The 12,915-nt window shown below is 61.5% G+C and carries 9 protein-coding genes; 3 read left to right on the plus strand and 6 right to left on the minus strand.

What is annotated here, in order from left to right:
• Positions 1-74: 74 nt before the first annotated feature.
• The 4 genes from G9X67_RS10325 to G9X67_RS10340 all read right to left on the minus strand — a co-directional run bounded on the left by G9X67_RS10325 (position 75) and on the right by G9X67_RS10340 (position 6,008).
• A complete protein-coding gene (locus tag G9X67_RS10325; protein WP_138329109.1) occupies positions 75-476 on the minus strand; it encodes a hypothetical protein in 402 nt (133 codons plus the stop codon).
• 54 nt (positions 477-530) lie between these two features.
• A complete protein-coding gene (locus tag G9X67_RS10330) occupies positions 531-2,687 on the minus strand; it encodes a mechanosensitive ion channel family protein (protein WP_138329110.1) in 2,157 nt (718 codons plus the stop codon).
• 47 nt (positions 2,688-2,734) lie between these two features.
• Entirely contained in the window at positions 2,735-4,045 is a 1,311-nt protein-coding gene (locus G9X67_RS10335) for an alpha/beta hydrolase (RefSeq protein ID WP_138329111.1), read from the minus strand.
• Between the two features lie 142 nt (positions 4,046-4,187).
• A complete protein-coding gene (locus G9X67_RS10340; RefSeq protein WP_171598628.1) occupies positions 4,188-6,008 on the minus strand; it encodes an adenylate cyclase in 1,821 nt (606 codons plus the stop codon).
• 142 nt (positions 6,009-6,150) lie between these two features.
• Here G9X67_RS10340 and G9X67_RS10345 point away from each other — a divergent pair, with 142 nt between their 5' ends.
• From G9X67_RS10345 to G9X67_RS10355, 3 genes are all read left to right on the plus strand, one after another.
• Positions 6,151-6,405 (plus strand): hypothetical protein, encoded by a 255-nt coding sequence (locus G9X67_RS10345; RefSeq protein ID WP_138329113.1) that lies wholly within the window; start codon positions 6,151-6,153, stop codon positions 6,403-6,405.
• Positions 6,406-6,560: 155 nt separating this feature from the next.
• Positions 6,561-7,667 carry an HlyD family secretion protein gene (locus tag G9X67_RS10350; RefSeq protein WP_138329114.1) on the plus strand — a complete coding sequence of 369 codons (1,107 nt, stop codon included), beginning with the start codon at positions 6,561-6,563 and terminating at the stop codon, positions 7,665-7,667.
• On the plus strand, positions 7,657-8,685 hold the full coding sequence (locus G9X67_RS10355; protein WP_138329115.1) for a DUF2955 domain-containing protein: 1,029 nt from the start codon (positions 7,657-7,659) through the stop codon (positions 8,683-8,685). The genes G9X67_RS10350 and G9X67_RS10355 overlap by 11 nt, the downstream gene beginning before the upstream one ends.
• Positions 8,686-8,818: 133 nt before the next feature.
• On the opposite strand, the gene G9X67_RS10360 is transcribed toward G9X67_RS10355, so the two are convergent.
• Both G9X67_RS10360 and G9X67_RS10365 read right to left on the minus strand, forming a co-directional pair.
• Complete coding sequence (locus tag G9X67_RS10360) at positions 8,819-9,679, minus strand: SDR family oxidoreductase (RefSeq protein WP_171599037.1); 861 nt, start codon at positions 9,677-9,679, stop codon at positions 8,819-8,821.
• 173 nt (positions 9,680-9,852) lie between these two features.
• Complete coding sequence (locus G9X67_RS10365; RefSeq protein WP_171598629.1) at positions 9,853-12,567, minus strand: glucosidase; 2,715 nt, start codon at positions 12,565-12,567, stop codon at positions 9,853-9,855.
• Positions 12,568-12,915 lie beyond the last annotated feature (348 nt).

Raw genomic sequence — 12,915 nt, forward strand, 5'->3', positions numbered from 1 at the left:
ATCGGGGCCTCCCCACTTTGGGGAGGGAGGTGACGAAGAGGACCAAGGGGCTCGCCAGTCTTTCCGCGAGCCGCTCAGCGCGGGCATACGTCCCAGAAGCCCGTCGTCTTAGCGGGCGAGGTGTAGTACCAGCATTGACCGGATTGCGGAGGCGTACCTGCCAGTGAAACGGCGGCAGCTCCAGCGACGAAGCCGATGGCAGCACCTGCGGCGATGGCAGTGCCCGGACGCCAGTAGCGGCGTGGGGCGACGACGACGACGCCGCGCCGGACGGGCGGCCGTACGGCAGGCCGGGTGCGCCCGACTGCAGCGCATCCGCGCGGCCCGCAGGCTGCAGCACCACAGCCTCTCGGGCCGCATGCCGCTACGCCACGGCGTGCGGCTTCCGCCGTCGCGGGAACGAGGAGGGGCGCGCAGACCATCATCAGCACGGCAAGTGTCGCAAGCGTGTGCGACAGGATGTCCAGGATCTTCATCTCATTTCCTCCCATTGCTTTGTGTCCTGTTTCACGGCCTGAAGAGTGCGGCTCTCAGGCGGGGTTCGCGGCGGTCGCTGCACTCTGCGCTGCGAGCGTCTGCTGGGCAGCGGCTGCAACAGCGTCGTCCTTCCCGCCTGAGACCTGGACGGTCGGCACGGCGAGCTTGATGCCGTTTTCGTTGAAGGCCTGATGGATCATCCGCAGGGCTCGCCGCTTCAGCGTGAACTGCTCGCCCGGAAGCGTCATGACCTTCATCCGCAGAAGCAGGCCGGAGTCGCCCAGGCTGTCGATCCCCTGCATCTTCAGCGGCTCGATCGTGGTCGGTTTGAACTCCGGATCCTCGAACAGTTCCAGGCCGATCTTCTTGATGATCTTGCGGGCCTTCTCGATGTCGGAATCGTAGGTAATGGTGATCGTCATCTTCTCGATCACCCAGTCGCGGCTCATATTCTGGACGGCTCCGAGTTCGCTGAACGGGACGATGTAGACCGCGCCGCGGTGGTGCCTGAGCTTGATGGACCGCAAGCTGAAGGACTCGACGGTGCCCTTATAGCTGCCGCTCTGGATATATTCGCCAACCCGGAAGGCGTCGTCCAGCAGGTAGAACATCCCGCTGATGACGTCCTTGACCACGGTCTGTGCCCCGAAGCCGATGGCGACGCCGACCACGCCGGCACCTGCGATCAACGGGCCGATTTCCACGCCGAGCGACGACAATGCCATCATGATCGCGATGGCGACGAAGAGGATCATCAGGAAATTGCGAAGGATCGGCAGCAGGGTTCTGAGACGCGTGCGCCGCCGCTCCCGTTCGCTGCCGACCTCAAGGACGGCCTCGGTGTCGCCGAGCTTGCGATCGATCATGACCTTCACGACGCTCCAGGCGAGATCGACGATCAGGAGAATGATCCCAGCGCTGAGGAGGCCGCGCACGAGGCGTAGAAACGGCGAATCCTGCATCGTCATCTGCGTGAGCCTGATATCCAGGGCATCCGCGAGCAGAACGATCGCTCCGACGATCAGCGCTGCCCTGATACCGCGCTCGACGATTACCGAGACAACGGTGCCTTTCTTGTGGCCGTCCTCTTCCTCAGCGGAAGAGCGCAGAATATTGTTGACCGACGCCTTGGTGAGGGCGATGGCCCCAGGCAGGGCGGCACAGACCACCGCGATCCAGAACAGCTTCATGGCTCCCACCACCCATAGCAGCCAGACGGCGACGAAGTAGACCGTCCAGAGCCAGTTCCGCGCGCGCAGGCCGATCCGGCTGGCTTGGCCGGCAGACAATCGGGACGGACGTCTCCAAACAGCTTCGATGCCGATGACGAGCAGCACGAGGCCAAGCGAATAGGCCACGAGTTGCCGGGCCGGGACGGAAAAGCCGAGAGTGCCGAGCAGGCGGATGGTCACCCAGCCAAAGGCATACCAGCCAACGAGATAGCCCAGGCGTTTAGCCCAGTGGCCGGCGGCATCCTTGGTGATCGGGACGACACGGAACCGACCCTCTTCCTCCGCCCGTGGCGCCAGAAGCACGTCGAAAAACGCGCTCGCCAGGCGGAAGACGACGATTGCGAAGAGGTAACCGACGACGATCTCCCTGATAACAGGTGGCCATTGGAACAGCAGGAAGAAGCCGATGCTGCCAAGCCCGAAGGAGAGGACGTAACATGCCGCCCACAGAAGCCTCGCGGCCAGTGCGATCACCCTTTCGCGAACCGTGGCAAAGGGCGCGCGTGCCATCCACGAGCGCCAGCCGGCGCTGATCCACCAGAACAGCCATTGCGCGGCCAGCCCGACGGCGACGAAGGCCGCGACCAGGAAGATCGGCCGTGTCCCGCCGTTCGCCTGGATGTCCCGTTCGAGCACGGCCCCGCCGCGCATAGTCTCCAGGGGAAAGGATTGGATAGCGCCGAGAAGGCCGGAGGCGTGGGCACGGAACCGCATCGCGAATTCCGAGAATGAAGGGTCGGCGTTCGGGGTTTCCGAGGGCGTCTCCGCCGCCGTCTTGGCTGCTTGCGACTGCTGCTGCAGGAAGCGTTGGACATCAGGATCCGAGAACATCCCGATAAAGCGCTGGACGCTTTCCGGCTGTGGGCTTGCAGGCGTCACGCTCTGCGCCACGGCAATAGAGGCACAAAGGAGAACCGACGCCAGGGCAGCCCCAGTGAAAAGCGGTCTAAATATGCGGATCTTGGAAAGTAGTGGCATTGTCTATCCTGATCTCTATGAACGTCAGTTTGCCGGTTCCCGAACCGTCACTGCCTGCACGACTCCTTCGATCGGCCTCTGGCCATGCAGTCGGGCGCTCGCGGCTGCGTACCCACAGGACCCGTGAGGCCGCTGACTTGGCCGGCGTAGTTATCTCTGGTATCCGCATCGACGACGGCGACCGGGGCGGCAAGGATCAGGCCGGCTGCGCTGCCTGCCGCCGCCGCAGTGCTCGTCGTCGCGGCAAGGATCTTGTCCCCGAGCCCGACCTTGCTGTCGGTCAGCGTCTGGCCGTCGGAAATCCGCGCGCCGATGAGTTGAACGACCTCGGGCGATTCCGCAAATTTTCCGTGGTTCAGCCTGTCGCCCGCCTTGACCTTGGTGAGGTCGATCACCGTGATCTGGCTGTCGGCCAGTTCCTTCTTGAAGGGGGCCTGCTCGGGATCGATGGCGCCGAGTCTAGCGACGTCGCCCCATACCCTGCGGGATACCGCGAGGGCACGATCGTCTCGCGAAACGAACAGGGTGAACTTAGGATGCTGCTTGCCCATGTCGATGATCTGCTGGCGGAAGACATCGACATCCACATCGGGCGAGGCCAGCATGACATTCTCGAACTTGGCAGGGAGGCGGCCGTTGCGGATCGCCATCTGGCGAAGCGCTTCCAGCGCCAGCCAGTTCCCCATGGAATGCGCCAGGATCGAGACTTCCTTCACCTCTGGGTCTTTGGCGAGATACTGGAAAAGTGTCTCCAAGGCGTTGCGCGTGTAGTTCGTGCTCTCCCTGTCATATCCGTATGCCAGCAGGCTGCCGCGCGACGGCCATGTCACCAGCACGGGCGCACTATGGACACCGGAATCCTTGATGATCTGGGCGAAGCGATAGACGGAATCTTCGAAACGGTTGTTGAAGCCATGGATGAATACCAGCACGCTGCGGTCGCGGCTCTTCCTGACTGAGGCGCTCAGCCATTTCTTGGCGTCGTCGCGCGTGATCTCCTCGGCTTTCAAGGTTGCGAAGTCGGTTGCCGGGTTGGATGGAAGTCTCCTCGGCCAGGCGACTTCGCCGATTTTGCGGACGTTCGCTGGGGGAATGGACACCGTGATGTCGGCAAAGGCCGGGGCGAGCGCGCGCTCGCCAGTGAACATCTCGCCTTTTATCGTGGAGCGGCTGCGCGTCGTGGTTACGAGTATATCGACTTTGGTGGAGTTCGGCGCGCTATCGGCAACGGGGATGAGTACGTTCTTCGGGTGGCCGCCACATCCGGCCAATGCGCAGAGCAGCAGGAGAGCCGAGATCCATTTCAGACCTGGGGAGGGGCTTGGTCGAATTCGGCCATCGTGACATTTTGTGCTCACTGTTGTTCCTCATAGCCCTGTCAAGTTCGGGCAGGCCTCGACGCCACGCGCCGCGGCGGTCGAAGTCGGCACTAGGCGAGACTATGCGAAGACGAGATGGCTTACCCGTATGATCGGGTATGTTACGGTCGGGGAGACAGTGTCAGCGGGGTTGCAGATCCGAGGTGGCGGCGCTCGACGCAATTGCATCGGGATCGGGCACCGTCATCCCCGCCTTGCGAAGTCCTTCGATCAGGCGGTCGCGATCTTCAGGCTGCATGTTGCGCATCGCGAGTTCCGTTACAATGTTCGGCAGGAAGTCAGGTCGCATGCTGACGAACACCTGTCCTTCCCGGCGGGCGTCGTCCATCATGCCTGCCTCGGCGTAGATGATGGCGGCGACAACATGGAAGAGAGGGAACTTCTGCATGTTCGCCTGCCTGATCTCCAGTACGGCGGTTTGGTTGTCGCGGAGCATGTAGGCGGCCAGGGCTCGCGTTCCGTGGTAGAAGCCGCCGCTGCCTGGATTGAGGGCGATGGCCTGGTCGAGGAGGGCTGCTCCACGCTGCCACTGGCCAGCGATCGCAAGCCGCGTTCCGAACTCGCCCATCAGTTCGGTGTCATTGGGGTTGGTGGCGAGCGCCTGCTCGCCCACCCGAAGTGATTCAGCGAGCTGCCTGTCGAAGAACAGCGCCGTCATCAGCGCTTGTAGTCCGCGTGTATTGTTCGGATCGATCTGCGTTGCGCGCCTGGCGGCATCGAGTGCACGCTGTATGGCTGAATTCTGGCCCGGTGTCGGATTGAACTTGTAGCGGTCCTCATCGAGATAGACGATCGACAGCATTGCCCAGGCGGTCGCGTAGCTCGGAAACCGCGCCAGTGCGGCCTCGAGGCAATCCCGGACGCGCGCATGTGCTTCGCCGCTCAGTTCCGAACGATAGGCATAGAAGCGCAGAGTGCACTCATACGCACCGAGATCGTCCGGCGGCGGACTGGCGGAGTCGACCTGTGCCATGACCCCGTAGGGTTGGGCAATGGCGGTCGCCACCTTTCTGGCGACATCCGTCTGGATCGCAAACAGGTCTCCCGATGCGAGATCATTGTCATAGTTCTCCGACCAGAGGATCTCGCCGTCCGACGTATCGAGCAATCTGGCCGTCACACGAAGACGCTTGCCCGACGTGCGTACCCCGCCGGCAAGGAGATAGCGTGCGCCGAATTCGGCCCGGATCTCCGATGCGCCCACATCCGCGGGAAGGGACTTGGAGGTCTCGCGGCCGAAGACCTTGATCTCCTTGAACCGTGGCAGGATGGTCATCAGTTCCTCGGTCAGGCCGGCAGTGTAGAGCTGCGCCTCCGGCCCTTCGCCGAGATTGGCAAACGGGGCTACCACGAGGGCCGGACGATCGGGCGAAAGGCTCGAAACGCGTTCGAGCGACGGAGCGGGTGACCGTGTCCCGATCCAATAGAGCGAAATAGCCACCGCAGCGAGGGCAGCGGCACCCGGCAATAGGACCCGCCTTGCGCGCAACCAACGTCCGGAGCGAACCTCAGAGGGCGATGTTTCGTCAGCTTCGTCATCTCCAGCGTCGACTGACGCCGGACAGGACCAGGTGAAGGTTGGAACATATCCGCCTTTGGGAATGTCGATCCTGACCGGATCATGCTGTCCGGCGACGAGATAATAGCGCTCGAGTGATCGCCGCAACCGCCCAGCCTCGATCCTGACCACCGGATCGTCCTGGGTGAAGCCGGCATCTCGGCCGAAGACCTCGATCGCGATCGAATAGGCTTTGATCCGGTTGCCCCGACCCTCAAGGGTTTCCGAGACGACATAGCGGAGAAACGCTGCGGCGCGCCCGATGCCTGGAAATTCGGAGCTGGAGACGACACGTTCCAGTTGCTCCCTGATATCGTCGGCTTGAGGCGCCGGCCCTAAAAGAATGGGTGCTGCAGACCCCTCTGCTGGTATCCACGTCTGCATGTCTGCCCCAATCCCCCGTTGAGTCACGTCACTGCCAGACCGTATGTTACGGTAACATACTCCACGAACCTTGCGTCGTCCATGAAGATTGGGCCGGGCACACGTTGCAAAGGCAGCGTCCAAATGCCGTGAGGAGTAAACCATGGACGAAGGCATGACCGCAGTCCGTCGGCAATTTCCAGCCAGGATCAAGGCGATCGATGATCTCTCTGCCCGCAGTGAGGATTTTCGGGAAATATGCAGGGACTTTGCCGACGCCCAATCGGCGCTGCAGAAATGGAACGTCTCAACCGACCCAAAGCGCGGCGAGCGCGTCGTCGAATACCAGGAGCTGATCGCAGAACTCTCCAAGGAGATAGAGGGCGCGCTTGACGCCTCGCTACCGCCACCTCGCTGATATACGCGACCGCCCCCCCGGGCGGCCAGCCATCGCGAGGCGTATGTTACGGTTACCTACTTGCGTTCCATCGCCCGGTAACGACCATCGCGACAGACGTCCGGCGTTGAAACTTTACGCTTCCACGAAACGAAACGCTTCCGAAGGATATTGCCGTGGTTTCCGAAAACTTGGACGAGCCTGCCATTTCCCCAGCGCCTCGGAATCCACTCCGCAGGATAGCACTCATTGTCGTCCTTCTGGCGCTCGTCCTGTTCGTCCTCTCCGTCTTCATGGAGCGGCGCACGCCATCTACCTCGCAGGCTCAAGTTCAGGCCTATATCGTCGGCATCGCGCCCGAAGTCACCGGCCGGGTGGTGGAAGTGGGAGTCGTCGACAACTCGAGGGTCGACGCCGATCAGGTTCTCTTCCGTATCGATCCCGAGCGCTACGAGCTGGCGGTCAGTGAGGCCGAGGCGAGCCTTGCAAGTGTCGGCCAGTCGATGGGCGCGTCAACGGCCGCTGTCGATGCGGCGCAGGCAAAGCTCGTAACGGCCCAGGTCGATCGGGACAATCTTCGCGAACAATCTGCGCGCGCCGAAGAGCTGCAAAAGAGGGGCGTGTATTCCAAAGCGCGGGCTGATTCAACCAAATCGGCTTTCGGTCAGTCAGAGGCGGCCGTCACCGGTGCTGAGGCCGAGCTGGCCAAGGCCAAGGAGCAGCTCGGGCCGAGCGGAAATGACAATCCGCAGCTCCGGGCAGCTCTGGCAGCCCTCGAAAAGGCACGACTCGATCTGCTGCGGACCACCGTTCAGGCACCCTCGGCCGGGGTCGTGACCAACCTCCAACTTACAACCGGTAAGGTCGTGTCGGCTGGACAGCCAGCCATGACCTTCATCGATGCCGGCACGATCTGGATCACCGCCGCCTTCAAGGAGAACAGCCTCGAGAATGTAGCAGTCGGCAACCGGGCGGAAATCCTTTTCGACGCGCTTCCCGGTCGGGTGTTTCCGGCGCAAGTCGAGAGCGTTGGTTTCGGCGTATCGCAGGGCAGCACGGACCCGAACACCGGATTGCCGACGATCCGGAGTGATAGCGGCTGGGTCCAGGAGCCGCAGCGGTTTCCGGTCCGGCTCATCATCGAGGAGGCGCAGCGGCCCAAGGGCGGCGTGCGCTACGGTTCGCAGGCGACCGTCGTCATCTACACCGGCGACAATCCGGTCACCAATGCCTGGGGATCGCTCTGGATCCGCATCGTGTCGGTGCTGACCTATGTTCGCTGAGAGGAGCCCCGCGGTCGAGCAGCAGAAACGCAAGGGGCTTCGGGTTGCGTTCGCGGTCTCCATCGGCTTCACGCTGGCAGTCTATGCCGGGGCCATCGTGCCGTTCCTCGGTCCGCTCTTTGCCGCCCAGTTTCTGCTCGGCAGCTCGCGGCCCATGCCGCTCGGCAAGACCATCGGCGCGGCGATCGTCATCCTGATCGCCGGGATGGCGATGATGGTTCTGACCAACGTGCTCGGCGACCGTCCGGCGCCGTTCCTTCTGATCCTGGGGCTAACTTATTTTGCGTGCTTCGCCGCACAGTCGACGGGAAAGGGAGGACCGGCCGTCTTTCTCGTGCTCGTTGTTTCGATCATCGTGCCTTTGCTCGGCATCCTGAACAAGGAGCTCGCCAATTCCATCCTGTCCATCCTGGTCGCCGGGGTGTTGTCAGGCGCGGTTCTGATGTGGCTCGCCCATGCGGTCTTTCCCGAGCCGTTCTCCCAGGAGGTCGAGGCGGTGGCGATCGACGAGCGGCCGCCGGCCTTGCTTCGGGCGCTGGCAAACACAGTCATCCTCTTGGGCTCCGTCGTGATCTGCCTGACGAGCGACAACCTGACGGCTGCGGCAGTCATTCCGATCACCGTGGCGTCGTTGCTCGGACAGCTCGACGTTGGCGCGAGCGGGCGGGCAGCGATGGGGCTCGTGCTCGTCAATCTGTTTGGTGGGGTGCTCGCCTCCGTCGCTTATGCCGCGCTGTCGCTGCGCCCTAATCTCCTCTCGATCTTCCTCATCGTTCTCGTTGTCGTCCTCCTGCTCGGAGGGCGCGCAGCTGCCCGGTCAAAGGACGCCCCGGTTTTTGCTGGCGCCCTGACGACATTCCTGATCCTCTTTGGCCTCGGGGTCTCGCCTCTGCCGGGGAGTGCGGCAGAATCCTTCGCCACCCGTATCGTCTATGTCGCGGCGGCCTTGATCTACGCACTTCTATTTGCCGCGATCCTGTGGCCACGGGCCAGCAACGCGGAGAGGATTTCGGCATGACGCACTTTGCTTCGGCAGCGACCTGAAAAGCTAAGCGTGCCCCAATCCTTCAGATCTGCTCCTCGCGCTTTAGGTCTTTCTTTTTAGGCATGTCGTTATCGCAAAACCGCTGCACACTTTTGTGCGACATGCATTAGCCGCCGGTTTCGAAACCGGGGTAAAGCGTCATTCCACCGTCGACATAGATCGTCGATCCGACGATGTAATCGGTGAAATCAGACGCAAGCCACACCGCGGTCCGGCCGATCTCTTCCGCCTCGCCGATGCGCTTGTACGGGATGAGCTTCATTAGCTCAGCGTAGGCTTCCGAGGTTTGCCAGGCGCTAGTATTGATTGGCGTGCGAATTGCGCCGGGGGCGATGCTGTTGACGCGGATGCGCTTTTCGGCGACCTCCTGGGCTAGGCTTTTCATAAGGAGCATCAGTCCGCCTTTCGACGCCGCATAGTTCACGTGTCCGGCCCAGGGAATGACTTCATGGACCGAGCTGATGAATACGATCTTGCCGGCTGCCACGGAAACATCAGTCCGTACGCCCCGCCGGAGAAACTCCCGGACGGCCGCGCGCGAACATAGAAACGCGCCCTTGAGGTTGACGTTCATGACGGTGTCCCATTGGGCGCTCGTCATCTCGTGAAAGGGGGCATCCCTCTGAAGTCCGGCGTTGTTGACGAACACGTCGACCGTGCCGAACTCCTCGACGGCGGTCGCGAACATCGCCTCGACCTGCGCCTCGTTGGAAACGTCGGCCGCGACCGCAAGCGCGCGCCCGCCGCCCTGTTGAATCTCGTCGACGACCTGCGTGGCGTCCTCTGGGGCCGTGACGTAGTTGACGACCACGTTCGCTCCCGCCTTGCCGAGAGCGAGGGCGATCCCACGGCCGATCCCGGAATTGGCGCCGGTGACGAGGGCAGTCTGCCCCTTCAGCAGATGGACCGGTGGCAGGGTTGGAATCACCGGCTGAGGCAACTGCCGGTTCTCGTAGTAACTTTCCATGATGACCACTCCTCATTTGCCGGAGCCGAGCTGTCCGGTGTAAATTCGATCGGCGCCGCCGAGCATTTGCCCTTGAGCGCTTCCGTTTTTCTTAGAATCAGGGAAGCATTCTATCTCTTTGTTTTCACGCAATTCCGGACGCAAAACCGCTGCGCACTTGTGCTGAAATTTCTCTAGGAGGTCTTGGCGCGTTCAAGCCACGCCTCAGGCGAACCCGAGGCGAACAGATGCATTCCCCGCGCGATGAACCCGGTCCAGCCTGTCTGATGGTTCGCGCCAAGACCGGCGCCGTTGTCGCCGTGAAAATATTCGTAGAACTGAAGGCAGTCTTGCCAGTGCGGATCGTCCTGGAACTTGGCTTGCCCGCCGAACACGGGTCGTTTGCCATCGTTTCCTCGCAGGAAGATGGCCGACAAGCGCTGGGTGAGTTCCTCGGCGACCTGATAGAGGTTCATGTGACGGCCGGAACCCGTGGGACATTCAACGGTGAAATCGTTGCCATAGTAGCTGTAGTATTGCAGCAGCGCCCGGATGATCAGGCCGTTCATCGGCATCCATATCGGGCCGCGCCAATTCGAGTTTCCGCCAAACATGCCGCTGTCGGATTCTGCCGGGAGATAGGCTACGCGGTGCTCATGATCGCCGACCTGGAAGACGTAGGGGTGCTCATCGTGGTAGCGCGACAGTGCCCTGATGCCGTAGGGACTGAGAAATTCATTCTCGTCGAGCATCGTCGACAGCACGCGACGAAGCTTGTTCTCATCCAGTATCGAGGCGAGCTGACGATTGGCGTGACCCGGCTTGCGCGGGTCATGGATGAAGGCGATCAATTCCGGGCGCGTATCGAAGAAATGCTTCATCTGCCTGGTGACCTCGGGATACCGTTGGTAGATGTCGCCCTCGAACGCGGTGGCGGCGCATAGCGGCAGCAAGCCGACCATCGAGCGGACCTTGAGACGCTGGGCCTGCCCATCCGGCAGACGGAGGACGTCGTAGAAGAACCCGTCTTCCTCGTCCCACATTCCGACCTCGTCGCCTGCGTGGATCATCGCCGACGCTATCCATAGGAAATGCTGTGTAAACTTGAGCACCATCTCCTCGCCGCCCGCATCCTTGAGAGCCAATTCGGTCGCTATCTCCATCATGTTCTGGCAGTAGAGCGCCATCCATGCGGTGCCGTCTGCCTGCTCCAGATAGCCCCCGGTCGGCAGCGGCGCGCTGCGGTCAAACACCCCGATATTGTCCAGCCCAAGGAAGCCGCCTTCGAAGACATTCTTGCCGGATCGGTCCTTGCGGTTGACCCACCAGGTGAAGTTCAGAAGCAGTTTCTGGAAGGATTTCTGAAGCCAGGCGACGTCGCCCTTGCCTGACCGCGCCTGCTCCAGGCGGTAGGTGAAGATCGTCGCCCAGGCGTGGACAGGCGGGTTGACGTCGCCGAAATTCCACTCGTACGCCGGTATCTGCCCGTTCGGATGCATATAGGCTTCGCGCAGCATCAGATCGATCTGATCCTTGCCGAAGTCGGGATCGACCATCGTCAGAGCGATCACCTGGAATGCCAGATCCCAGGCTGCGTACCAGGGATATTCCCACTTGTCCGGCATGGAGATGATGTCGGCATTGTACATGTGATGCCAGCCGACGTTACGCTGTTCGATCCGGCGCTTCGGATCGAATGGATTGACGCCGTGTTCGTCCAGCCATTTGTTCACGTCATACAGATAGAACTGCTTGCCCCACATCATGCCTGCCAGAGCCTGACGCATGACATCGGCGGCGTCGGCCGTCATCGACGGCGGCGTGATCGAAGCGTAGAACTCATCGGCTTCGCGCCGACGCGCCTGCATCGCGTCGTCGAACGAACGATCGAACATTGGCCGGACATTCTTGGATCCTGCAGCCGGCGGCAGGTCACATAGGCGCAGCCGCAACGTCCGGGATTGCCCGGCATCCACGATGACGACATAGTGTGCCGCAGCCTTGGTTCCGATCTGCTGCGGGTTCACGGTGTCGGTGCGGGCATGCACGACGAAGCTGTCGATCCCATCCTTGACGAATGGAGTGGCACTCGGAACGCCGAACAGACGTTGCGTATTCGTCTCGTTTTCGGTGAACAGCAGCGCCGGCGAGCCGTCACAATAGAGATATCGTGTGACGTCCGCGTCCGCCGGCAGCCCAGGCGCGGCTTTAGCAGCGATCACAGCCGGAGCGTCATTCCGCTCCACACGTTCCAGGGTTGGCTTGTCACCCTCTTCACCCCAGGACCATCTATTCCTGAACCATAATGTCGGCAGCACGTGCAGGGTGGCCGCTTCCGGACCGCGATTGGCAATGGTGATCTCGACAAGAATGTCCTCGGGTGCTGCCTTGGCATATTCGACGAAGACGTCGAAGTAGCGATCGGCGTCGAACACGCCGGTATCGACCAGTTCGTATTCAAGCTCGCCTTTCCCGCGCCGGCTATTGGTCTCCACCAGGTCGTCGTAGGGATAGGCGGATTGAGGATATTTATAGAGATACTTCATGTACGAGTGGGTCGGCGTCGAATCCAGGTAGAAGTAGTACTCCTTAACATCCTCGCCGTGATTGCCCTCGCTGTTGGTAAGGCCGAACAGCCGCTCCTTCAGGATTGGATCCTGTCCATTCCAGAGAGCCAGCGCAAAACACAGCCGCTGCTTGCTGTCGCTGATACCCGCCAGACCGTCCTCGCCCCAGCGATAGGCGCGCGACCTGGCCTGGTCGTGGGTGAGATAGTCCCACGCATCGCCGCCCTCGCTGTAATCCTCGCGAACGGTTCCCCACTGCCGTTCGGACAGGTAGGGCCCCCATTTCTTCCAGTCGGCTTTTCCGTCTCGCGCCTCCCGGAGGCGCTGGGATTCAGCATTCATCACGCGTCCTCACGGTCACTGATAATTGGCATGCCATATCGCCTTCAAAGGAGGCAGTGGTCCGTGACCATGACTTCGTGATCAATCGGCTGAACTGAAGGAGAAGCAGGTATGGCGGCCCATCTACACTCCCGCAAAAGGCAGAAGGGAGATCCTGTACGCGGTCGATTTAGCCTGCGCGCTGAACTCCGCTTTTGTAAGTGTGTTACTGTAACATACGTCCGAGATCGGTTCCGCGACTACGCCTGGAGCTGTCTTTGCTATAAATCTGTAGCAAAAGACGACTTGGCCGATGTTTAGCTATCAATCCTCCTCCACTGGGAGGAGTATGCGGCACGAGCGAAGATA

The sequence above is a fragment of the Rhizobium sp. WYCCWR 11152 genome (assembly GCF_013087615.1).
Classification (GTDB): Bacteria; Pseudomonadota; Alphaproteobacteria; order Rhizobiales; family Rhizobiaceae; genus Rhizobium; species Rhizobium indicum.

Excerpts from the sequence above, each read along its gene's own strand:
- G9X67_RS10325 (WP_138329109.1), bottom strand. The coding sequence starts at position 476 with ATGAAGATCCTGGACATCCTGTCGCACACGCTTGCGACACTTGCCGTG.
- G9X67_RS10340 (WP_171598628.1), bottom strand. The coding sequence starts at position 6,008 with ATGCAGACGTGGATACCAGCAGAGGGGTCTGCAGCACCCATTCTTTTA.
- G9X67_RS10355 (WP_138329115.1), top strand. The coding sequence starts at position 7,657 with ATGTTCGCTGAGAGGAGCCCCGCGGTCGAGCAGCAGAAACGCAAGGGG.
- G9X67_RS10345 (WP_138329113.1), top strand. The coding sequence starts at position 6,151 with ATGGACGAAGGCATGACCGCAGTCCGTCGGCAATTTCCAGCCAGGATC.
- G9X67_RS10360 (WP_171599037.1), bottom strand. The coding sequence starts at position 9,679 with ATGGAAAGTTACTACGAGAACCGGCAGTTGCCTCAGCCGGTGATTCCA.
- G9X67_RS10365 (WP_171598629.1), bottom strand. The coding sequence starts at position 12,567 with ATGAATGCTGAATCCCAGCGCCTCCGGGAGGCGCGAGACGGAAAAGCC.
- G9X67_RS10330 (WP_138329110.1), bottom strand. The coding sequence starts at position 2,687 with ATGCCACTACTTTCCAAGATCCGCATATTTAGACCGCTTTTCACTGGG.